Annotated in this window: 28 protein-coding genes; all 28 read right to left on the reverse strand. The window is 68.0% G+C overall.

Features of this window, described 5'->3' with window-relative positions:
* Positions 1-3 precede the first annotated feature (3 nt).
* The 28 genes from rplO to ACIPSE_RS04095 all read right to left on the reverse strand — a co-directional run bounded on the left by rplO (position 4) and on the right by ACIPSE_RS04095 (position 21378).
* A complete protein-coding gene (gene rplO / locus ACIPSE_RS03960) occupies positions 4-459 on the reverse strand; it encodes a 50S ribosomal protein L15 (protein WP_020941680.1) in 456 nt (151 codons plus the stop codon).
* A gap of 2 nt (positions 460-461) precedes the next feature.
* The gene (rpmD, locus tag ACIPSE_RS03965) at positions 462-644 is read right to left on the reverse strand and encodes a 50S ribosomal protein L30 (RefSeq protein ID WP_005481207.1); all 183 of its coding nucleotides are present in this window, start codon (positions 642-644) and stop codon (positions 462-464) included.
* The gene (gene rpsE, locus ACIPSE_RS03970) at positions 644-1252 is read right to left on the reverse strand and encodes a 30S ribosomal protein S5 (RefSeq protein ID WP_401657109.1); all 609 of its coding nucleotides are present in this window, start codon (positions 1250-1252) and stop codon (positions 644-646) included. The genes rpmD and rpsE overlap by 1 nt, the downstream gene beginning before the upstream one ends.
* Positions 1253-1288: 36 nt before the next feature.
* On the reverse strand, positions 1289-1672 hold the full coding sequence (gene rplR / locus ACIPSE_RS03975) for a 50S ribosomal protein L18 (RefSeq protein ID WP_189925237.1): 384 nt from the start codon (positions 1670-1672) through the stop codon (positions 1289-1291).
* Positions 1673-1675: 3 nt separating this feature from the next.
* Positions 1676-2215, reverse strand: a complete 540-nt coding sequence (gene rplF / locus ACIPSE_RS03980; RefSeq protein WP_019072279.1) for a 50S ribosomal protein L6 — start codon at positions 2213-2215, stop codon at positions 1676-1678.
* A gap of 24 nt (positions 2216-2239) precedes the next feature.
* Positions 2240-2638, reverse strand: a complete 399-nt coding sequence (gene rpsH, locus ACIPSE_RS03985; RefSeq protein ID WP_401657112.1) for a 30S ribosomal protein S8 — start codon at positions 2636-2638, stop codon at positions 2240-2242.
* A 213-nt stretch (positions 2639-2851) separates the two neighbouring features.
* Positions 2852-3037, reverse strand: coding sequence for a type Z 30S ribosomal protein S14 (locus ACIPSE_RS03990; protein ID WP_003948630.1), 186 nt, complete (start codon positions 3035-3037; stop codon positions 2852-2854).
* A gap of 5 nt (positions 3038-3042) precedes the next feature.
* Positions 3043-3600, reverse strand: coding sequence for a 50S ribosomal protein L5 (rplE, locus tag ACIPSE_RS03995; RefSeq protein ID WP_399949438.1), 558 nt, complete (start codon positions 3598-3600; stop codon positions 3043-3045).
* The gene (gene rplX, locus ACIPSE_RS04000) at positions 3600-3923 is read right to left on the reverse strand and encodes a 50S ribosomal protein L24 (RefSeq protein ID WP_107904101.1); all 324 of its coding nucleotides are present in this window, start codon (positions 3921-3923) and stop codon (positions 3600-3602) included. Before rplX ends, rplE begins: the two co-directional genes overlap by 1 nt.
* Positions 3924-3925: 2 nt before the next feature.
* A complete protein-coding gene (rplN, locus tag ACIPSE_RS04005; RefSeq protein WP_003992364.1) occupies positions 3926-4294 on the reverse strand; it encodes a 50S ribosomal protein L14 in 369 nt (122 codons plus the stop codon).
* A gap of 138 nt (positions 4295-4432) precedes the next feature.
* Positions 4433-4717 (reverse strand): 30S ribosomal protein S17, encoded by a 285-nt coding sequence (gene rpsQ, locus ACIPSE_RS04010; protein ID WP_401657114.1) that lies wholly within the window; start codon positions 4715-4717, stop codon positions 4433-4435.
* Positions 4717-4941 (reverse strand): 50S ribosomal protein L29, encoded by a 225-nt coding sequence (rpmC, locus tag ACIPSE_RS04015; protein ID WP_073792872.1) that lies wholly within the window; start codon positions 4939-4941, stop codon positions 4717-4719. The genes rpsQ and rpmC overlap by 1 nt, the downstream gene beginning before the upstream one ends.
* A complete protein-coding gene (gene rplP / locus ACIPSE_RS04020) occupies positions 4941-5360 on the reverse strand; it encodes a 50S ribosomal protein L16 (protein WP_004927269.1) in 420 nt (139 codons plus the stop codon). Before rplP ends, rpmC begins: the two co-directional genes overlap by 1 nt.
* 5 nt (positions 5361-5365) lie before the next feature.
* Positions 5366-6190 carry a 30S ribosomal protein S3 gene (rpsC, locus tag ACIPSE_RS04025; protein WP_401657116.1) on the reverse strand — a complete coding sequence of 275 codons (825 nt, stop codon included), beginning with the start codon at positions 6188-6190 and terminating at the stop codon, positions 5366-5368.
* Positions 6190-6537: a 50S ribosomal protein L22 gene (gene rplV / locus ACIPSE_RS04030; RefSeq protein ID WP_003974262.1), complete on the reverse strand. Its 348-nt coding sequence runs from the start codon at positions 6535-6537 to the stop codon at positions 6190-6192. The genes rpsC and rplV overlap by 1 nt, the downstream gene beginning before the upstream one ends.
* A gap of 44 nt (positions 6538-6581) precedes the next feature.
* Positions 6582-6863 carry a 30S ribosomal protein S19 gene (gene rpsS, locus ACIPSE_RS04035; RefSeq protein ID WP_003992359.1) on the reverse strand — a complete coding sequence of 94 codons (282 nt, stop codon included), beginning with the start codon at positions 6861-6863 and terminating at the stop codon, positions 6582-6584.
* A gap of 12 nt (positions 6864-6875) precedes the next feature.
* Positions 6876-7712 (reverse strand): 50S ribosomal protein L2, encoded by an 837-nt coding sequence (gene rplB, locus ACIPSE_RS04040; RefSeq protein ID WP_401657118.1) that lies wholly within the window; start codon positions 7710-7712, stop codon positions 6876-6878.
* A 38-nt stretch (positions 7713-7750) separates the two neighbouring features.
* Positions 7751-8170 carry a 50S ribosomal protein L23 gene (rplW, locus tag ACIPSE_RS04045; RefSeq protein ID WP_401657120.1) on the reverse strand — a complete coding sequence of 140 codons (420 nt, stop codon included), beginning with the start codon at positions 8168-8170 and terminating at the stop codon, positions 7751-7753.
* Positions 8170-8826, reverse strand: a complete 657-nt coding sequence (gene rplD / locus ACIPSE_RS04050) for a 50S ribosomal protein L4 (protein ID WP_401657122.1) — start codon at positions 8824-8826, stop codon at positions 8170-8172. The genes rplW and rplD overlap by 1 nt, the downstream gene beginning before the upstream one ends.
* Before the next feature lie 7 nt (positions 8827-8833).
* The gene (gene rplC, locus ACIPSE_RS04055) at positions 8834-9478 is read right to left on the reverse strand and encodes a 50S ribosomal protein L3 (protein ID WP_062706771.1); all 645 of its coding nucleotides are present in this window, start codon (positions 9476-9478) and stop codon (positions 8834-8836) included.
* Positions 9479-9495: 17 nt separating this feature from the next.
* Positions 9496-9804 (reverse strand): 30S ribosomal protein S10, encoded by a 309-nt coding sequence (gene rpsJ, locus ACIPSE_RS04060; protein WP_003948644.1) that lies wholly within the window; start codon positions 9802-9804, stop codon positions 9496-9498.
* 424 nt (positions 9805-10228) lie between these two features.
* Positions 10229-11458, reverse strand: coding sequence for a hypothetical protein (locus ACIPSE_RS04065; RefSeq protein ID WP_401657124.1), 1230 nt, complete (start codon positions 11456-11458; stop codon positions 10229-10231).
* Positions 11455-13722, reverse strand: a complete 2268-nt coding sequence (locus tag ACIPSE_RS04070; protein WP_401657126.1) for a hypothetical protein — start codon at positions 13720-13722, stop codon at positions 11455-11457. Before ACIPSE_RS04070 ends, ACIPSE_RS04065 begins: the two co-directional genes overlap by 4 nt.
* Positions 13719-14492, reverse strand: coding sequence for a hypothetical protein (locus ACIPSE_RS04075; protein ID WP_401657128.1), 774 nt, complete (start codon positions 14490-14492; stop codon positions 13719-13721). Before ACIPSE_RS04075 ends, ACIPSE_RS04070 begins: the two co-directional genes overlap by 4 nt.
* A 120-nt stretch (positions 14493-14612) precedes the next feature.
* Positions 14613-15350, reverse strand: coding sequence for a Crp/Fnr family transcriptional regulator (locus ACIPSE_RS04080; protein ID WP_401657130.1), 738 nt, complete (start codon positions 15348-15350; stop codon positions 14613-14615).
* Positions 15351-15496: 146 nt separating this feature from the next.
* On the reverse strand, positions 15497-16015 hold the full coding sequence (locus ACIPSE_RS04085) for a hypothetical protein (protein ID WP_401657132.1): 519 nt from the start codon (positions 16013-16015) through the stop codon (positions 15497-15499).
* Positions 16003-20652, reverse strand: a complete 4650-nt coding sequence (locus ACIPSE_RS04090) for an RHS repeat-associated core domain-containing protein (protein ID WP_401657134.1) — start codon at positions 20650-20652, stop codon at positions 16003-16005. Before ACIPSE_RS04090 ends, ACIPSE_RS04085 begins: the two co-directional genes overlap by 13 nt.
* 81 nt (positions 20653-20733) lie before the next feature.
* The gene (locus ACIPSE_RS04095; protein ID WP_401657136.1) at positions 20734-21378 is read right to left on the reverse strand and encodes a hypothetical protein; all 645 of its coding nucleotides are present in this window, start codon (positions 21376-21378) and stop codon (positions 20734-20736) included.
* Positions 21379-21401 lie beyond the last annotated feature (23 nt).

Here is a 21401-nt window from a genome sequence, read left to right on the forward strand (position 1 = left end):
TGTTCAGACGAGCTCGGTGACGGTACCGCCGGCGGCGGTGATCTTCTCCTTGGCGGAGCCGGAGACGGCGTCGACCGTCACCTGCAGCGCCACGGTGATCTCGCCCTGGCCGAGGACCTTGACGAGGCTGTTCTTGCGAACGGCACCCTTGGCCACCAGACCCTCGACGGTGACCTCGCCACCCTCGGGGTACAGCGCGGCCAGCTTGTCGAGGTTCACGACCTGGAACTCGACCTTGAAGGGGTTCTTGAAGCCCTTCAGCTTCGGGAGACGCATGTGGAGGGGCATCTGGCCACCCTCGAAGCGCTCCGGAACCTGGTAACGGGCCTTCGTGCCCTTGGTACCACGACCGGCCGTCTTACCCTTCGACGCCTCACCACGACCGACACGGGTCTTCGCGGTCTTGGCACCGGGGGCGGGACGAAGGTTGTGGATCTTGAGCGGGTTGTTCTCCGCCATGATCAGTCGACCTCCTCGACCGTCACGAGGTGGCGGACGGTGTGCACCATGCCGCGGAACTCGGGGCGGTCCTCCTTGACGACCTGCGTGTTGATGCCCTTGAGACCAAGGGAACGCAGGGTGTCACGGTGGTTCTGCTTGCTGCCGATGTACGACTTCGTCTGCGTGATCTTGAGCTGTGCCATTACGCAGCACCGGCCCCGGCACGCGCACGCAGCAGAGCCGCGGGAGCGACGTCCTCGAGGGGCAGACCACGGCGGGCCGCGATCTCCTCGGGACGCTGCAGACCCTTCAGGGCCTCCACGGTCGCGTGCACGATGTTGATCGCGTTCGACGAGCCGAGCGACTTCGACAGGATGTCGTGCACGCCGGCGCACTCGAGCACGGCACGCACCGGGCCACCGGCGATGACGCCGGTACCGGGGGAAGCAGGCTTGAGCAGGACGACGCCCGCGGCCTTCTCGCCCGTGATCGGGTGCGGGATGGTGCCCTGGATACGGGGGACCTTGAAGAAGTGCTTCTTGGCCTCCTCAACACCCTTGGCGATGGCGGCCGGCACCTCCTTGGCCTTGCCGTAACCGACACCCACGGTGCCGTCACCGTCGCCCACTACGACGAGCGCAGTGAAGCTGAAGCGACGACCACCCTTCACAACCTTGGCGACACGGTTGATCGCGACGACACGCTCAACGTAAGCGGTCTTCTCGGCGGCGGCAGAGCCACCGTCACGACCCTTACGGTCCCGCCGCTCGCCGCCACCGGCACCGCCACCGCGGCGCTGGGGTCCAGCCATTGGATTACCTCTCTCTTTCCGCTAGCTACGAGCGGCTCAGAACTTGAGCCCGGCTTCGCGGGCGGCGTCCGCCAGGGCGGCGATGCGCCCGGCGTACTGGTTGCCACCACGGTCGAATACGACAGCCTCGACGCCGGCGGCCTTGGCGCGCTCGGCGACCAGGGCGCCGACCGACTTGGCCTGCGCGGACTTGTCGCCCTCGCCACCGCGGATCGAGGTGTCCAGGGTCGACGCCGACGCCAGGGTGTGACCCTTGATGTCGTCGATGACCTGGGCCACGATGTGGCGGTTCGAGCGCGTCACGACCAGACGCGGACGCTCAGCCGTACCCGAGATGTGCTTGCGGATACGGATGTGACGGCGCTTGATCGCGGCGCGCTTGTAAGCGTCGCCCTTAAGGATCTTCTGTCCGTATGCCATGGCTTACTTACCCGCCTTTCCGACCTTGCGGCGGATGACTTCGCCTTCGTACTTGACGCCCTTGGCCTTGTACGGGTCGGGCTTGCGCAGCTTGCGGATGTTGGCCGCAACCTCGCCGACCTTCTGCTTGTCGATTCCCTCGACCGAGAAGTGCGTCGGGTTCTCGACCTTGAACGAGATGCCCTCGGGCGCCTCGACCGTGATCGAGTGGCTGTAGCCGAGCGCGAACTCGAGGTTCGAACCCTTGGCCGCGACGCGGTAACCGACACCGCTGATCTCGAGCTTCTTCACGTAACCCTCGGTCACGCCGGTGATCATGTTCGCCACCAGCGTGCGGGACAGGCCGTGCAGGGCCTTGTTCTGACGCTCGTCGTTGGGGCGGGTGACGTTCAGAACGCCGTCCTCACCCTTGGCGATGTCGATCGGCGAAGCGACGGTGTGGGTCAGGGTGCCCTTGGGGCCCTTGACCGAGACCGTACGGCCGTCGATGGTGACGTCCACGCCGGCGGGAACCGTGATGGGGAGCTTGCCAATACGCGACATAGCTGTTTCCTCCGTTCCCTTCCGCTACCAGACGTAGGCGAGGACTTCTCCGCCTACGCCCTTCTTGCCGGCCTGCTTGTCGGTGAGGAGCCCGTGCGACGTGGAGATGATCGCCACGCCGAGGCCGCCCAGCACCTTGGGCAGGTTGGTGGACTTCGCGTACACCCGGAGACCGGGCTTGGAGATCCGCTTGATGCCCGCGATGGAGCGCTCACGGTTCGGGCCGAACTTCAGCTCGAGAACGAGGTTCTTGCCGACCTCGGCGTCCTCGATCTTCCAGCCCGTGATGAAGCCCTCCTGCTGGAGGATCTCCGCGATGTGAGACTTGATCTTGGACGTCGGCATCGTCACGGAGTCGTGGTACGCCGAGTTCGCGTTCCGCAGACGCGTAAGCATGTCTGCGATCGGATCAGTCATGGTCATGAATTGGCCTTCGGCCTCTCTCGCCGGGGTTTCCTGGTGCCCATCCCTCTCCTCGATCCGAGACGAGGCGGGTGCGGTGCGGTGGACCTACGGCGTAGTAAGTCGTATCGGGCGACGTCAGGCGCCCAACCCTCCAAGCCTAAGCCATGGAGGGGAGGGCGCCTGACACGCCCAGTGCTTACCGAGAGCCCTTGGAGTCCCTAAAAGCGGGGACTACCAGGAGCTCTTGGTCACGCCCGGCAGCTCGCCACGGTGAGCCATCTCACGAAGGCACACACGGCACAGGCCGAACTTGCGGTACACGGAGTGGGGACGGCCGCAGCGCTGGCAGCGCGTGTAGCCACGCACGCCGAACTTGGGCTTGCGAGCAGCCTTCGCGATCAGAGCCTTCTTCGCCATCTCGCTCACGCCTCCTTGAAGGGGAAGCCGAGGTGACGAAGGAGGGCGCGGCCCTCAGCGTCGTTGGTCGCCGTGGTCACCACGGTGATGTCCATACCCCGGGTACGGTCGATCTTGTCCTGGTCGATCTCGTGGAACATGACCTGCTCCGTGAGACCGAAGGTGTAGTTGCCCCGGCCGTCGAACTGCTTGGGGGACAGGCCGCGGAAGTCGCGGATGCGCGGCAGCGCGAGCGACAGGGTGCGGTCCAGGAACTCCCACATGCGGTCGCCACGGAGGGTGACGTGGGCACCGATCGGCTGACCCTCACGCAGCTTGAACTGCGCGATGGACTTGCGGGCCTTGGTGACCTGCGGCTTCTGGCCGGTGATCGTGGAGAGGTCGCGGATGGCGCCCTCGATCAGCTTGGAGTCGCGGGCGGCGTCGCCCACACCCATGTTGACCACGATCTTGACGAGGCCGGGGATCTGCATGACGTTCTCGTAGGAGAACTCCTCACGCAGCTTGCCCGCGATCTCCTCGCGGTACTTCGTCTTGAGACGCGGAGTGGTGGTGGTAGCCATCAGATGTCCTCACCCGTCCGCTTGGCAACGCGGATCTTGTTGCCCTCGTCGTCGAAGCGGTAACCGACACGCGTGACGACCTTGTTGCCGTCCTTCTCCACGACCAGCTGGACGTTGGAGACGTGGACGGGCGCCTCGGTGGTGACGATGCCACCGGCCTGCGAACCCTTGGCGGTCGGGCCGGCCTTGGTGTGCTTCTTGACCCGGTTGACACCCTCGACCAGGACGCGGTCCTCGCGGGGGTAGGCCGCGATGACCTTGCCCTGCTTGCCCTTGTCCTTACCGGTGATGACCTGGACCAGGTCGCCCTTCTTGATCTTCATGCTTACAGCACCTCCGGCGCGAGCGAGATGATCTTCATGAACTTCTTCTCGCGCAGCTCCCGGCCCACCGGGCCGAAGATACGGGTGCCACGAGGGTCGCCGTCGTTCTTGAGAATGACAGCGGCGTTCTCGTCGAAGCGGATGTACGAGCCGTCCGGACGGCGGCGCTCCTTGACGGTGCGAACGATGACCGCCTTGATGACGTCACCCTTCTTCACGTTGCCGCCGGGGATCGCGTCCTTGACGGTGGCGACGATGACGTCACCGATGCCCGCGTAGCGGCGACCGGAGCCACCGAGCACACGGATGCAAAGGATTTCCTTCGCACCAGTGTTGTCGGCGACACGCAGTCGCGACTCCTGCTGGATCACGTCTATCTCCTGATTGTCTGCCGGTTCCCGGCAGGGGCCTCATCCCTCACGGGAGTCGGACCCCTGCCGAGCCTGGCGGAACTGACCTGCGGAAGTGCCCCGCAGGCGGATCTTTTGGAATTCGCTTGCGCGAATTACCTACTTGGCCTTCTCGAGGATCTCGACGACGCGCCACCGCTTGGTGGCGGACAGCGGCCGGGTCTCCGCGAGGAGGACACGGTCGCCGACGCCGGCGGCGTTCTGCTCGTCGTGCGCCTTGAGCTTGTTCGTACGGCGGATGACCTTGCCGTACAGCGCGTGCTTGACGCGGTCCTCGACGGCGACGACGACGGTCTTGTCCATCTTGTCGCTGACGACGAGACCCTCACGGGTCTTGCGGAAGCCGCGCGCCTCAGTCGTTTCAGTCACGTTGTTCTCGCTCATCAGGCGTTCTCCACCGTTTCGATGCCCAGCTCACGCTCGCGCATCAGGGTGTAGATCCGCGCGATGTCCTTGCGGACCGCCTTGAGACGGCCGTGGTTCTCGAGCTGACCGGTCGCCGCCTGGAAACGGAGGTTGAACAGCTCTTCCTTGGCCTCGCGGAGCTTGTTCAGCAGCTCCTCGTTGCCCAGCTCGCGCAGCTCGGACGCCTTGGTACCGACCGACATCACGCTTCACCTGCCTCGCGCTTGACGATGCGGCACTTCATCGGCAGCTTGTGAGCCGCACGAGTCAGAGCCTCACGCGCAATCTTCTCGTTGGGGTAGGACAGCTCGAACATGACCCGTCCCGGGTGCACGTTCGCGATCCACCACTCCGGAGAACCCTTACCGGAACCCATGCGGGTCTCGGCAGGCTTCTTCGTCAGCGGACGGTCCGGGTAGATGTTGATCCAGACCTTGCCGCCACGCTTGATGTGGCGGGTCATCGCGATACGGGCCGCCTCGATCTGGCGGTTGGTCACGTACGCCGGCGTGAGGGCCTGAATGCCGTACTCGCCGAACGCGACCGTCGTACCGCCCTTGGCCTGACCGCGGCGCTTCGGGTGGTGCTGCTTGCGGTGCTTGACCCTACGGGGGATCAGCATGTCGGTCAGGCCTCCGTTCCGGTGCTCTCAGCCGGAGCGGCGGCGGGGGCCTCGGCCTTGGGGGCCTCGGCGCCGGCAGCCTGCTGCGGCTTGCGACCGCGCCGCTCGCCACCACGGCCACCACGGGCCGGGCGGTCGTTGCCGCCACCACGAGCCGGGCGGTTGCCCGCACGGGCGGCAGCGTTCTCGGCGCGGACCTCGGCGATGTTCTTGACGTCGCCCTTGTAGATCCAGACCTTCACGCCGATGCGGCCGAAGGTCGTCTTGGCCTCGAAGAAGCCGTAGTCCACGTTCGCGCGGAGCGTGTGCAGGGGCACGCGGCCCTCGCGGTAGAACTCCGAGCGGGACATCTCGGCGCCACCGAGGCGGCCACCGCACTGGATCTTGATGCCCTTGGCGCCGGCCTTCATCGCCGACTGCATGCTCTTACGCATGGCGCGACGGAAGGAGACGCGGGAGGAGAGCTGCTCGGCGACGGCCTGGGCAACCAGCTGAGCGTCCGTCTCGGGGTTCTTGACCTCGAGGATGTTCAGCTGGACCTGCTTGCCCGTGAGCTTCTCGAGGTCACCGCGGATGCGGTCGGCCTCGGCGCCACGGCGGCCGATGACGATGCCCGGACGCGCGGTGTGGATGTCCACGCGGACACGGTCACGGGTGCGCTCGATCTCGACCTTGGAGATGCCGGCGCGCTCCATGCCGGACGTCATCATCCGACGGATGGCGACGTCTTCCTTGACGTAGTCCTTGTACAGCTTGTCGGCGTACCACCGGGACTTGAAGTCCGTGGTGACACCGAGCCGGAACCCATGCGGGTTAACCTTCTGGCCCATTACCGGGTTCCTTCCTTGCTGCTGACGACCACGGTGATGTGGCTGGTCCGCTTGCGGATCCGGTAGGCACGGCCCTGGGCGCGCGGGCGGAACCGCTTCAGGGTCGGACCCTCGTCGACGTACGCCTCGGAGATGAAGAGGCTGTCGGCGTCGGTGTGGTCGTAGTTGTGCGCGGCGTTGGCGATGGCGCTGTCGAGCACCTTGCCGACCGGCACGGAGGCTGCCTGCGGAGCGAATCGCAGAACAGCCTGAGCCTCCGTGGCATCCATGCCACGGATAAGGTCCACCACGCGGCGGGCCTTCATGGGCGTAACGCGGATGTACCGCGCCTGGGCCCTGGCTTCCATGGTTGTCCCTCTCAGTTACTTACGTGTCTGAATGCGATCCGCTACTAGCGGCGCTTCGACTTCCGGTCGTCCTTGACGTGACCCCGGAAGGTACGAGTCGGCGAGAACTCGCCGAGCTTGTGACCGACCATCGACTCGGTGACGAACACCGGGATGTGGGTCTTGCCGTTGTGCACCGCGAGCGTGTGGCCGAGCATGGCCGGCACGATCATGGAGCGACGGGACCAGGTCTTGATGACGTTCTTGGTGCCGGCTTCGTTCTGGGCGTCCACCTTCTTGATCAGGTGGTCGTCGACGAAGGGCCCCTTCTTGAGACTGCGCGGCATCTAAACCCGCTCCTAGCGCTTCTTGTTCGTCTTGCGGCGGCGGACGATGTACTTGTTCGACGCCTTCTTGGGCGAACGAGTACGGCCTTCCTTCTTGCCCCACGGGGACACGGGGTGACGACCACCGGACGTCCGGCCCTCACCACCACCGTGCGGGTGGTCGACCGGGTTCATGACGACACCACGGACGGTCGGGCGAACGCCCAGCCACCGCTTACGGCCGGCCTTGCCCCAGTTGATGTTCGACTGCTCGGCGTTGCCGACCTCGCCGACGGTGGCGCGGCAGCGCACGTCGACCAGGCGGATCTCTCCGGACGGCATGCGGAGGTGGGCCATCGAGCCCTCCTTCGCGAGCAGCTGCACGGAGGTACCGGCGGAGCGGGCGAACTTGGCACCGCCACCGGGACGGAGCTCGATCGCGTGGATCGTGGTACCGACCGGGATGTTGCGGAGCGCCAGGTTGTTGCCCGGCTTGATGTCGGCCCCGGGACCGTTCTCGACGCGGTCACCCTGCTGCAGGTTGCGCGGGGCGAGGATGTAGCGCTTCTCGCCGTCCGCGTAGTGCAGCAGCGCGATGCGCGCGGTGCGGTTGGGGTCGTACTCGATGTGCGCGACCTTCGCCGGCACGCCGTCCTTGTCGTGACGACGGAAGTCGATCACGCGGTAGGCGCGCTTGTGGCCACCACCCTGGTGGCGGACGGTCACACGACCGGAGTTGTTACGGCCACCCTTGCTGTGCAGGGGGCGGACCAACGACTTCTCCGGCGTGGACCGCGTGACCTCGACGAAGTCGGCGACGCTGGAACCACGACGGCCCGGCGTAGTCGGCTTGTACTTGCGGATTCCCATTTCTCAGTCCTCGTCCGATATCGGACGATCCGACCCGCTTACGCGGTCGGACCGCCGAAGATGTCGATACGGTCGCCCTCGGCGAGGGTCACGATCGCGCGCTTGGAGCCCGCGCGCTGACCGAAACCGGTCTTGGTGCGCTTGCGCTTGCCCTGGCGGTTGAGCGTGTTGACCCCGGTGACCTTGACCGAGAAGACCGCCTGGACGGCCTGCTTGATCTGGGTCTTGTTGGCGTTCGGGTCGACGATGAACGTGTACTTGTTCTCGTCCAGGAGCGCGTAGCTCTTCTCCGACACGACCGGCTTCAGCAGGACGTCACGGTGGTCCGTGTACGCCTTGCTGGGCGCGGTGACGACGGTGTTCTTGCCCTCGGCGGCGTGACGGCGGGCCTTGGCGACGCGCGCGGCCTTCGCCTTCTTCGCAGCCTTGGAGGCAATGGCGGGGTGACGGATGGCCATCAGACCTCAGTCCCTTCGGTGTCGTTGGCCTTCGGGCCGGCGACGAAGGACTCGAGAGCGGCCTGGGTGAAGACCACGTCGTCCGAGACGATCACGTCGTACGTGTTCAGCTGGCCCGGCTCCAGGATGTGGACCTGGGGCAGGTTGCGGGCGGACAGCCACGCGGCCTCGTCGGCACGCTCGACGACCAGGAGCAGGTTCTTGCGCTCCGAGATCTTGCCGAACAGCGTCTTGGCGGCCTTCGTGGAAGGAGCCTCGCCCTCGATCACGCCGGTGACGACGTGGATGCGGTTCGCGCGCGCCCGGTCGGTGAGGGCGTGGCGCAGGGCCGCGGCCTTCATCTTCTTCGGGGTGCGCTGCGAGTAGTCGCGCGGCTGCGGGCCGTGGACGACGCCACCGCCGGCGAACTGCGGCGCGCGGGTCGAGCCCTGACGGGCGCGGCCGGTGCCCTTCTGGCGGTAAGGCTTCTTGCCACCACCACGGACTTCGCCACGGGTCTTGGTCTTGTGCGTGCCCTGACGGGCAGCCGCGTTCTGCGCGACGACGACCTGGTGGATCAGCGGGATGCTGACCTTCTCCACGCCGAAGATCTCCGCGGGGAGTTCGACGCTTCCGGTCTTCTCGCCGGCAGGCGAAAGGATGTCAACAGTGCTCATCGGTACCTCAGGCCCCCTTGGCCGCGGTGCGGACCAGGACGAGGCCGCCGTTCGGACCGGGGACGGCGCCCTTGATGAGCAGCAGACCCTTCTCCGCGTCAACGGCGTGGACGGTCAGGTTCTGGGTGGTGACGCGCTCGTTGCCCATGCGACCCGCCATGCGGAGGCCCTTGAACACGCGACCCGGGGTGGCGCAGCCACCGATCGAGCCCGGCGAGCGGTGCTTGCGCTGGGTGCCGTGACCGGCGCCGAGGCCCTTGAAGTTGTGACGCTTCATGACACCGGCGAAGCCCTTGCCCTTGCTCTTGCCGGTCACGTCGACCTTGACGCCCGCCTCGAAGACCTCGGCGGTGACTTCCTGGCCGAGCGTGTACTCGGAGGCGTCAGCCGTACGGATCTCGACGAGGTGGCGACGGGGGGTGACGTCGGCCTTGGCGAAGTGGCCCTTGAGGGGCTTGTTCACCTTGCGCGGGTCGATCTCGCCGAACGCGATCTGGACGGACTCGTAGCCGTCGACGTCGTTCGTGCGGACCTGGGTGACGACATTGGGGCCGGCCTTGACGACGGTGACCGGAACAACGCGGTTGTTCTCGTCCCACACCTGCGTCATGCCGAGCTTCTCGCCCAGGATGCCCTTGATCTGCTTAGCCATTCTCAGATCACCGATCCCTAGAGCTTGATCTCGATGTCGACACCGGCCGGAAGGTCGAGTCGCATCAGAGAGTCAACGGTCTTGGGCGTCGGGTCGAGAATGTCGATCAGGCGCTTGTGCGTGCGCATCTCGAAGTGCTCGCGCGAGTCCTTGTACTTGTGCGGCGACTTGATGACGCAGTACACGTTCTTCTCAGTGGGCAGCGGCACCGGGCCCGCGACCGACGCACCAGTGCGGGTCACCGTCTCGACGATCTTCTTCGCCGAGGAGTCGATGACCTCGTGGTCGTAGGCCTTGAGCCGGATGCGGATCTTCTGTCCCGCCATGGCTACTCAGTAGTCCTTTGTCTCGTTTAACGCTCTGGAACCCGGTGTTCCCGTGGTCCGCTCCCCGACCCACGCGGTCGGGTGTGTCGCGCTCTCACTGACACAGATGCCCCTTGTCCGAGCATCCCTTGTCTGGGAACGCGGCCCTTCCGGAACCGCAGGCCGAGGGCGAGAGGCCCACCGGGTGCCTGGTCTGTGCCGCACTGACACTTCCCGGAAGATTCCCGTACGTCCGCCCCAGCGCTGCCGTGAGGCAGTTAGGGCGACGAGTACTGTGGGACTCGCTTCCGGTCCTCCCGGCGGGAGGCGCGCAGCATCAACACTCGACCGAGCAACCCCGCTAGTCTGCCATATGGGGCAGGTGACTGGCCAATCGGAGCGGATGACTGTACCCCACGTCACCAAGGGGTACACGCGGTGCCGCTCAGTGTCTGCCGTCGTCGGATCCGGGCCTCGGCCGACGGCGTCCCTGCCGGACGTAGTTGATCTTTCCGTCGACGACCGCGGGCTGCGGGGCGTCCGGTGTCCGCGGCTCCGGTGCCGCGGGCGGGACGGGGGGCGCGGGTGGAGTCTCGGGAGGTGCGGGCGGCGTCTCCGGTGCCTGGTACGGCGGCGCGGGGGGCTGCGGTGGCAGATCCGACGCCGTCGGGTACCAGGTCGTGGTGGTCTGCGGATCGGGGGCGTGATCGCCGGCGCCGGGCTGGATCTCAAGCGTCGTGGGCGGCTGGGGCAGACCACTGTCGAACAGTGCTCCGCCGGTCGATCTGGCGTAGTCGATGAGCCGCTGCACCTGTCCCTCGACCTGATGGCGCTGCACCACTCCCTGTTCGATCAGTCGCGACAGGTATTCCAGCGCACCCTGCCGCTGCTCCCTCGCCTGGCTCTGAAGCTCCCGCAGGATCTCCGCCGCCCGTGTCGGGTCCTGCGCGAGCAGATGCGCGTACTGGCCGGCCTCCCCCGCGGCGATGAGCTCGCGTGCTGTGGACAGGTTGGCCTGTACGCGGGCCGCGTCCGCCTGGTCCTTCGCCGACTGCACGATCGCGGTGTGCTGGACGTCCAGGAGGGCCGTGCGGTGGTCCGCCGCGGCCCGGCCCAGGTCGACACGGACGTAGACCACGGTGCTCAGTCCGAGGTCGGCGCCGAGGGACGCCCAGCTCCCGCCCGCCAGCTCCGCCTGGATCGCCTCGTCGGCCTGCTGGGCGGCGTCGAGTCCGTAGCGCCGGGTCAGCACCCGCAACCGTGCCAGCAGCGGCGCCCGCAGCATCTTCTCGACGTCCACCACGCGCTTCTCCGCCGCCAGGAAGAAGTCCTGGACCTCCCAGTGGACATCCACCGCGCAGGTGAAGCTGCCCTGGTCGCCGCGGCAGGGCAGCTGCATCTCGAAGGACGCCTGGTGCCGTCCGCGGGCGATGAGACAGACCGAGGCGGGCTGCCTGCTGAACCGCGGCCGGTCCGTGTGCTGCGCGCGCTGCGCGGTGATGATGCTGTGGCCGCCGTTGCGGTAGTGCACCACGGCCGCGCGCTGAAGGCCCACGTGCTGGTACGAGCCTTCCGGGACGTACTCGAACAGGAACGGGCCGCGCAGGTCGTCCGGAAGTTCCATGTCGGACGCCCCGGGCTCGTTGCCTGGCCCCCGGTGGGTGTTCTGGCTCATCGGGCTCCTCCTGCCTGGACCGCCTGCAGCAGGCGGTGAGCGTGCTCCTGTTCCAACGGTTCGTCGGGGTCCTTGGACAGTTCACGGATCAGGGAGAACATCCGCTGCCGGTCGTCCTCGGTCATCACCAGCAGCGGCAGGAAGCGACCGAGATCGGCCTCCCACGCCTTGCCCCGGCACGTGCGCAGCCACTTCGCCAGGATGTCGAGCGCGACCTGGTAGGAGCGGCTGGTGTTGAGCGCGGTCCACAACAGTCCGGCGACCTCGGCGGCAAGGTGCGGACGGGTCGCGCAGATCGCCAGGGCCAGCGGCCACTGCTCGCGCCCGCCCAGTTCCTCCGCGGGGTTCCAGACGTCCTCCACGACCAGTTCGGCCAGGAGCAGGGTGCTGGCCAGGCCGAGGTTCTGATGCTGGCGCCTGCTGTCACCCAGCCAGGCCCTGATCCTGGCCAACGGCTCACGGTCGGTGCTGAATCCCGCGAGGTGAGCGACGCTCTCGGCGGCCACGGTGCGCAGCCGGCCGTCCTTCCAGGTTCCGATCCGGCCGAGCCTGTTCAGCGCCTCGCCCACGGTCCGGGTCGCGGTTCCCCGGCTGAGCACGGCGGCGGCCGTCCATCGGAGATTGCCCTGCTCGCTGGTGCTCCACTTCTTGACCAGCGAACGGAGGGCGTCGCCGACCTCGGGATCCTCCATCACGCCCTGGAGGGCGGTGGCGACGAACAGGCCTCGGCGGGCTTGATTGGCCTCGGCCATCGGGACGAGCAGTTCCCCCAGGGTGTGGGCACAGTCCAGCCGGCACAGTTCGCCGGCCGCCACCGCGGCCCTGGTCCACACGTCCTCGCGCCGGTCATGACAGAGCGAGTCCAGCCAGCGCAGCACAGGCCCCCGCATGTTGTGGTGGTACTCCCACAGGTGCACCAGGACAGCCGACGCCAGGGCGGAGCCGAGAAGACGAACGGTACGCACCGGGATGGCGGCACCCGCCACCACCGGCTGCCTGCGCATCACGGTCGTGGCGCGGGACAGGGCGAGCCGGGCCTCCAGGCCGTCGCTGAGCACAGGACGCCCGGGCACCTGCTCGGGTGCGACCGTCACCGCCAGCTCCCAGGCCAGCAGTTCCGCGGCTTCGGCGGCGACGTTGAGCGAACTGCCGCCGAACACCGCCAGCGAAATCCGGAACGCCGCGTTCCGCAGCAGGGGCAACGTCTCCGCCGCGGGACCTCCACCGAACCACTCGCGCACCTGTTCCGCGGCGAAACCACGGCACTCCGCCAGCAGTTCCTCCTCGGTCAGCTCCCCGGTGACGCACTGTGCGACGAGGCCCGCGAGCCGGGCGGCCTCGGCGGGCAGCAGCACCTCCAGACCCAGCGCCTCGCGCACCCGGCCGCCGCCCGCCAGCCGCCGGGCCGCCTCCCTGGAGCCGGACGGACCGCCGTCGAGTTCCACGGCCAGATGGCTCTGGAGCACGGCGTCCTCTGCGGCTGGCGTGTGTGAGCGGTAGTAGCGGGCCTGCGTCACTCCGCGGGCGCCCGGCTCGGGTACGGACAGCAGGACCACGTAGGCACCGCGGTCGGCCAGCAGACGGGAGAGCCTGTCCAGGTGGAGCTCGGCGAGCAGTTGGCCGTCGGCCGGTTCCAGCGCGTAGCCGTGGCCCCGGACGATACGGCCGTCCTCTTCGTCGGAGTCCAAAGTGGTGAGGTCGGAGCCCGGGTCCAGCCGGGACACCTCGCCCCGGCCCAGGTCGTCGAGCAACGACAGGGCGGTGTACATGCGTCCGCTGCCGGGCTGCCCGCGAAGCACCAGCAGGTGGTCCTCGCTCAGTTGTCGTTTGCAGTCCTCGTAGTTCGGCGGAGCGGTGAACCGCCGCCGTAAGCGGGACAGTTCGTCGTCGGGCAGCGGTCCCGCGAGCAGGGACGCTCGGCCGGTGTCGCCGAACCGGAAGTTGACCGAGTTGATGGTGCCACCGACGTAGGTGCTGGCATCCCTGAGGAAGACCGACCGGGTCTCCCTGGCGAAGTGGGCGGCGCCCGGTCCCGCGGCTGCCCGTCCGCCCTCCTTGTCCGAGGGATCCGAGTCGGGGTCGCCCAGGATCTCTTCCTCCCCCGCGCCGGCCGCGTCCCGGTCTCCGTCGTCGCGCTGCCTCTGCGGGCTGCCGGACCGCCTCTGCCCGTTCTCCGCGCCCCCTTGCTGTGCGTGCCCTTGTTGTGCGTGTCCTTGCCCTTGGTCCGCCTGCTCCTGTCGGTCGTCCGTGTCGGTGCTGCTCATGACCGCCCCCCGGAGCCGGCACCGCCGCGGCGGTGGTCGATGGTGATGTCCCCGAACTGGCCCTGCAACACCTGTGCGGAGTCCCGGGCGGTGACGCTCCCGAAGTGGAAGCCACCCTGCTCGTCCCGCCGTCGGGGTGTCGGGGCGGCGGGATCCTTCCGGGGCGGGACAGCGCCGTCCTCTCCCGGGGCGGGGGGCGGCGCGCCGAGGCCCGGGATCGTGAACCATGCCTGCCGCTCGCCCTCCTTGAGCCGGACCCGGTACTCCTGGTAGTGCGCCGGCTCGATCCATCGCCCGCCGTGCCGGACGACGTCCTGGTAGAGCCGATCGGTGACGGCGACCAGCAGCGGCGCGTCCGGTACGGCGGCGAGGACGGACTTGGCCTCGCCGCAGTTGCCGATCCGGCATGCCAGATCGACCGCGGCGCCGGAGAAGCCATGGATGTCAGGGGTGAACGGCCCCACGTCCAGCCCGGCCCGCAGCCGTAGCGGCCGGCTCAGCCCTCGGTTGAGCCGGCGCAGGTTCTGATGGAGGTACTCGGTCCACTCGCCCACGATCGTCGCGGGGCTGCGCGGCTCCACCACGGCGAGGATGCCGTCACCGCGGTCCTCCTGGGCGAGCCGGGCGGCGGTGATGCCCGCTTCGCCGAAGGCGTCCTCGACCATCTGGTAGAGGCGCTCGCGCAGCTCCGGACGGTCCGGGTCGGGGACCGTGCCCGAATCCTGCGTGTCCAGGTTGATGATGAATCCGTACTGTGTCCCGCCGTGCATCGCTGTGCTCCCCTGTCTCCGGCCCGGCCCGGTTCCCCTCCGGTACCGAGCGCCCTGCGCTCACTCTCCCGTCGCACCGCGGGCCGCGCTGTAGCCGTTTACACACGCAGCGCCCGCGGTTCAGCCCGCTGGTCGCCGCTTCCTGCCGTCGGGCGAAGCCGGGTCCGCCGCACCGTGCGCGGCACCGGTTCCGCCGAGCAGCCTCAGGGGCTCCAGGTCGGCGATGGCGATGACTTTCGGTCCGGTGTGCACCAGGCCCTGCTCACGGAGCGGCCGCAGCGCTTTGGCGACCGCCTCGCGGGTCGCGCCGATCGCGGCCGCGATCTCGTGCTGGGACAAGGGCAGTCGGATCACGACCGCCCCGCTCTCCTCACGGCCCGTGCGGTCCGCGAGCTCCACCAGGCAGGCGGCGAGCCGTTCGAGGACGGTGGCCGAGGCCAGGGAGCTGCGCTGGTCGTCCGCGCTGCGCAGCCGTTCGGTGAGCTGCGCCATCACCAGACCGGTCACGAAAGGGCGAGCCGCCATGAAGTGCCGGAAGCGGTCGCCGGGCACGGCGAGCGCCTGAACCGTGTCGAGCGCGCTCACCGAGGCACTGCGCGGACGTCCGTCCAGAGCCGCCATCTCGCCGACCAGTTCACCGGCCTGACGCAGGGCGAGGATGTGCCGCCCACGCTCGGTGGCCCGCCACACCGTGCACCAGCCGCTGAGGATGACGAGCACGAAGGTGCTGACCGCGCCCTCACCCAGAAGTTCCTGCTGTGGCTGGTACTCGCGCCGCAGGCCCAGGTCCATCAAGGACTGACGATCGGCCCGGCCCAGCTTCTCCAGAAACGCCTGGCGTTCTCCGAACAGCCCCATGTGGCCCCCCGCCGGCTTCACGCGTCACACAGGGTAGCGCTCCCAACACGTCTTTTCAGCCGAATGACGGAGCTGCCGACCGGCCGCCTTGAGGTCGTCCGCCAGGGTGGCGGCGCACAGGTCGCCGGTCGCGGGATCCGTTCCCGTCAGAGCCACTCCCCCTCGTCGTCGTCCGCGCCCGTACCGTCCTCGCGCACCACGACGACCAGTTGCACCGGCGCCTCGGTGTCGTCATGCTTCACCCCGGCCAGGAGCACCTTGCCCGACAGCCGCCAGGCGGTGTGGTCGATGTAGTCCGCTCCGTCGGTCAGGTCCTCGTCGGCGGCGGGCTCCAGTCGGGCGGCAAGGCTTCCGGACTCCAACTGGGCTACGAGAGCGGGGAGTTCGGCGGATGCCTCGGCGTGGAGATCGTCGATGTAGGTGTCCGGGTCGGGCCACTCGTCCTCGACCTCGCGGTACCAGAGCGTGAACTCGACCTGTACCGGGGGCCCGTCGCCCTGGATCCAGGCGTGAGCGTCGTCGCGACGCCACGTCGTCGCCCATTCCTTCGCCGGATTGCGACGCTCACCCGACCATCCTGCGGCCTCGAGGATCTCCGCCGCCGCGGGCCCGGCGAGTTCGTCGAGTTCGGCAAGCCGACCCAGTTCCGCGCTTACGTCAACCATTTACTCATTCCACTCATACCATTGCCGGGCACGTGAAAGACCGACAGCGTACCATTTTCCATCGCCTCCGGGAAATGAGTGCTCAGCACATCCCGGAAATGAGCCGCGCCCGCTTCATTGGAAATGGCATAGCGAACGCCCTTGCCGCCGATTTCTTCGTTCAGTTTCAGGAGTTTGGCAGCCTGATCGGTGATCTTCTGCTCGTTGTAGAGAGAGCTCTCCGGGTTGTACGCGGACTTGGCCCACTCGCTCTCCCGCCCCCCGGTGAACTTCGCCTCCATGATCCAGCCGATCGTGGGGCCGCCGTCCACGTGCACGGCCCGACCGTCGGAGAGCTTCCAGATCTGCTCGTAGTCCGTTCCCGACACAACACGCTGGTACCGGAACGAGGGGCGCTTCAACATTTTGTCGGTCATCCAGGCGAGCCCCTTGAAGGTGGCACAGGTCTGGAGACCCAGAGGGTCGGACCACACCAACGGATTGACCACATAGGCATAGTGGTCAGGTCCGGCAGCGAGCCCCAGCGGGTCAGGTGAGATATACCGGGAGGTATAAGGGTCGTAATAGCGGAAGTAATTGTAGTGGAGTTCGCTCTCCGCATCGAAATACTGCCCCGGGAAACGGAGACCACAATTCTCCGCCGATACGCCGGCGGTCTCGCCTTCCCAGGGTTCGCCCCACAGGTTCGACCGGTTGCGCCAGGTCGGCTCCCCCTCCGGGGAGAGCAGCTCGCGTGGGGTTCCCACGAGATCGCTCACGATGAGCCGGAATCTCCGATCCACCTCGTCCTGCGGAGCGTCACGGAGCCACTCACGCGCGCTCTGCGCCACCGGTCGATGGCTGTCGGGCGAGTACTCCCAGGTGACGCTGGACCGGTCGCCGGGTCCGCGGTCGTGGATTTCCTCCGCCAGCCGGCTGCCGTCCCAGACGAAGAACACGGCTTCGACGACTTCTCCGTCAGGATCCAGGCGTCCCTTGGACACCCTGCGTCCCAGGGGGTCGTACGTGTAGCGCCAGTCCGTCCCGTCCGGCGTGACGAGAGCCGTCAGCCTGTCCTCGGCGTTCCAGGTGTACGTCCAGGTGCTTCGCCGGCCCGAGAGCGTCCGCCTCGTCCGCCGGATCACCCGGCCCTGGGCGTCGTACTCGTAGCGGGTCCGTCCGGCCCTCGTCAGCCGTGCGCCCGTGTACTTGTAACGCTCCTCCGTCCCGTCCGCGGACTCCCCGTGAGAAGCGGTCAGCCGTCCTCCGGCGTCGTAGGCGTACCCCTCGGTCCATCCCTCGGCCCTGACCCCGGTGGCCCGGCCCGCCGCGTCGAGCGTGTAACGCGTGCTGCCGCCCTCGGCGTCGGACACCGCCACGGGACCGGCCGAACCGTGCTGGTACCGGCGGTCGACGGGCGTCGCCCCCGAGCCGGTGACCGCCGCGCCGACCACCGTCTGTCGGCGCATACGGTGCATCGCGTCCCACGTCTGGTGCACCGACAGGCCCTCACCCAGCCGGATCTCCGTCTCCCGGCCGGCGGCGTCGTACCCGAAGTGCAGGGCGTGGTCGAAGGCCACCAGTTCACGCGGCAGCCCGTCCGGGGTGTAGGACCAGTCGCTGAGGGCTCCGGACGGTGTGACACGCGTCGTGCGCCGCCCGGCGAGGTCGTAACGGAAGCTACTGGTGCGCCCGTTGACCGTCTCCTCAGTGATCCGGCCGTACTCGTCGTGTTCGAGGGTGAGACGGACACCGGGCGACAACGCCTCCCGCAGAAGCCCGGCGGTGTCGTACTGGAACACCGTGGTCGAGTCCCCGGCACGCTTCTCGACGACGTTGCCCACCACGTCACGCAGGTACTCGATCACCTCACCGGCACCGTTGGTCTGCCTGACCAGCCGGCCGACCTCGTCGTGGACATAGGTGAGCGAGCGCCCGTCGAAGTCCTCTTCCGCGACCAGCTGGCCCGCCGCGTCATAGGCGTAGTCCCAGGTGAGCCCATGGGCGCCGGTGACGACGGTGAGCCGGAGCTCGGTGTCGTGGGCGAAGCGGAGCGTCGCGCCCGCGGGGCCGGTCCGGCTCGTCAGACGGTCGAAGTGGGTGTACGTCGAGGTGGTCGTCCCTCCTGCGGCGTCGGTGTACGCGAGGAGGTTCCCCTCACCGTCCCAGCGCCAGGACTCCACGCTGCCGTCGGCCGCCACCCGTTCCCGTCTCCTGCCCTCCGGCGTCCAGGCGATCCGGGTGACGCCGCCGAGCGGATCGGTCACGGTGTCGGTACGGCCGAACGCGTCGCGGGTATAAGTGACGGACGCACCGGCGGTGTTCGTGACTCTCAGGGGCAGGCCGGCGGGGTCGGGCACGATGGACGTGGTCGCGCCCAGCGGGTCCGTGATGGAGGTGAGAGCCCCTCCGTGGCCGTAGCCGAAACGGGTCTCGGCACCCTGTGGCTCCACCACGGACGTACGGTTTCCCCGCCCGTCGTAGGTGTAGGTCCGCACGGCGCCGTCACCGCCGACGGTCACGACGGGCAGATGCCACTGGTTGTACTCGGCGGTGGCACGGCGACCATCGGGCCCGATGATCGAGGTGACGTTGCCCGACGCGTCATACGTGTACGCCGTCTCCCGCCCCACCGGATCGGTCTGCTTGAGCAGGCGGCCATAGCGGTCCCATTCCAGGGCCTCCTGCCGTTGCAGGGCATCGGTCACCCGGACGAGTTGCAGGAGCTCGTTGTACTCGTACCGAGTGGGGTGCCCCAACGAGTTGGTGTACGTCGTGCGGCGCCGATCGGGCTCGTAGGCGATGACGCAGTCCAGGAATCCGTCCGCGCCCCGCCCCGTCACGCACCGGTCTTCGTCGTCGTAGGCGAACCGGTACCAGCTGTCGTTGCGGTCCGTCCAGGAGACGACGCGTGCCCGGTCGTCGTACGCGAGCCGCAAGGGAAGTCCGGACGAGTTGTGGATCTCGGTGAGGTTCCGGTCGATGTCGGCGGAGTACCCGTAACGCGCGACGGTCGTCGTCCCGTTCTCGGCAGCACCGTCTCGCAGGCAGAGGCTGATCACTCGGCTGTCCGCCGTCTCGACCTCGACGTGATAGCCACCGGAGTGCCGGACCGCGGTCGGGGCACCGTCGGCGGCACGGTCGAAGTCGACGCGGTTGTCGTTGCGGTCCGTCAGCGCGGACAGCGCCAGCGTGTACGGCATGTCCGGCAGCGGCTCCGGGACGACGGCGAAGTGCCGGGTGACGCCGAGCGCCGGGTCATGGATGCGCAGAGTGCCGTGCTCGGGCCCGTCCCACTCCAATGGCCAGCGGGGGCCTTCGAGCGGCATCGTCGTCTCGCCGGGCCGTGGCACGGGATAGGCGAGCACCATGCTGTCCTCGGCGGCGAACAGCACACCCTGGTCGTCGAGTTCGACCCTCTCGTCCAAGGTGGACGCCCAGGAGCGCCCGAACCACCGACCTTCGCGGTAGGTGGAGAGGTGAGTGCGCTTCAGCGCCAGGGTCAGGACTCCTGGCAGCTCGACATCCGTGTCGTACATCAGCATCTCGCCGCTGACCATGTCGATGGGGTCACCACCCGGGCAACGCCCCGCGAGCGCCTTGGCCCGGTTGACCAGGTTGCCACCGCCTCGGAGCGACCTTCCCAGCCCCTTGACCCCCATGGCCATGCCCTTGAGCCCCACCTTGCCGAAGGTCTTGAGCCCTTTGGCCAGCCCGCCCAGGGTGGTGAGCCCCTTCATGCCCGGTATGCAGTCCAGGGCCGCCAACCCCACATCCCACAGGGAGGCCTGGCCCTTCGAATATTTGTAGAGGGTGTCGGCGAGCACGATCAGCGCCGCGATCAGCACGATCGCACCCAGGATCGGACCACCGATGATCATCGCGACAATCCCGACCACGGCCACGACGATCTTGCAGACCGCCACAATGGTGTCCCAGTTGTCGGTGAACCAGTCACCGACCTCCTCCCACCACGCCCGGTTCTGAATACCCGCATCCGACGCCTCGTCGATCTTCGACTTCGCGTCCCGCGCCGCGTCCTCACGCATCTTCCGCGCATCCGCAGCCATCTTCTTCGCCGCGTCCAGAGCGTCCTGCGCACTGTCCACGTCCGACTGGGCCGTCGTCTGCGCCGACTTGGCATGCTGGGCATCCCGGGTCGCCGCACGGACCTTCCCCTCGTCCGGCTTGTCACCACCCGACTTGCTGCCCGTCGGATCGTCCTTGTACTTGTCCGCTTCCTTGTTGGCGCGGGTGACCCACGAATCAGCCGAGGAGAGGCGGGAGTTGGCAGAGGACAGGTCGCTCTGCGCTTCCCGCCCCTTCACCAGAGCACGATCCGCCAGCGCCTGCGCACGCTCCAGCTTCGGCCAGAAATCAGCGAGCGCGTCCCCGCACAACTCGTACGACTTCTTCAGCTTCTTGAGGTTCTTCGGGACACCCCCGAACTCCTCCTTGAACACCTCAGCAGACTTCCCCGCCCACTCCAGCAGGGTGTCCTCGCCCGCCATCCCCTTCACCAGACGCAAAGCATCAGAGACATCGTCCGCGAAGTCGTGCAGCGTCTTCGCCAGCCGCTTCACCCGGTCCGGATCACCCGGCGTCGGATCCTTCTCCAGATCCAGGACGTACCAGTCCGTCGGCCGATGCCCCGCCATACCCGCAACCCCCGTCACGCACGCAACACCAACACCCGTATGCACGCGCGAACTTACCTGGACAGGCGTTCGGGCAAAAGGTCAGTCCTCGACGAGCGCCCTCTCCAGTGCCTCGTCGTACGCGCGGAAGCCCGCCTTGCCGCTCTCCGGGGCGCTCGATTCCGGGCGGAGCAGGGCGGGCAGGTGGGAGACGCGCCAAATGCGGAAGACGTCCCGCGGCGCACTCCCGCCCGCGGGGTCGGCGAGGTCCGAGGCCAGGCGGAGGACCTCGGCGACCAGGGGTGCGCCGCGGTGGGCGTCCGTGCCCGCGACGAGGGCGGCCGTGACCGTCGCGTGCAGGAAGTTCGTCAGCTGGAGGTCGGCCGCCATACGGCACATACGCCGTACCGTCGGCGGCTCCTCCAGCCGCTCCAGGGGCTGCGGCACCCCCGTGACACCCGCGGACCAGAGCAGCAGGAACGCCGCGGGCACCTCGTGATCGCGGAACCGGCCCAGTTCGTCGGCGACGGCCATGGCGGGCTCGCCGAAGCCGCAGACCGAGCGGATGCCCTCGAAGAGCTGCCGCAGGCTGTCCTGCCTTCGGGTCAGGAACGCGCCCATGGAGACCTCGGTGAGATCCCAGGTCCCGGTCGCGTTCACGGCTCCGACCTCCACCACTCCCCCCAGCGGGCCGAAGACGGCACGCGCCAGCGTGTCCTGCGGAACGGGGGTGATCTGCTCGGGCATCTCGCTCAGCCTCATCGGTTCGA

The organism is Streptomyces sp. NPDC090106 (assembly GCF_044747265.1).
Taxonomy (GTDB): Bacteria; Actinomycetota; Actinomycetes; order Streptomycetales; family Streptomycetaceae; genus Streptomyces.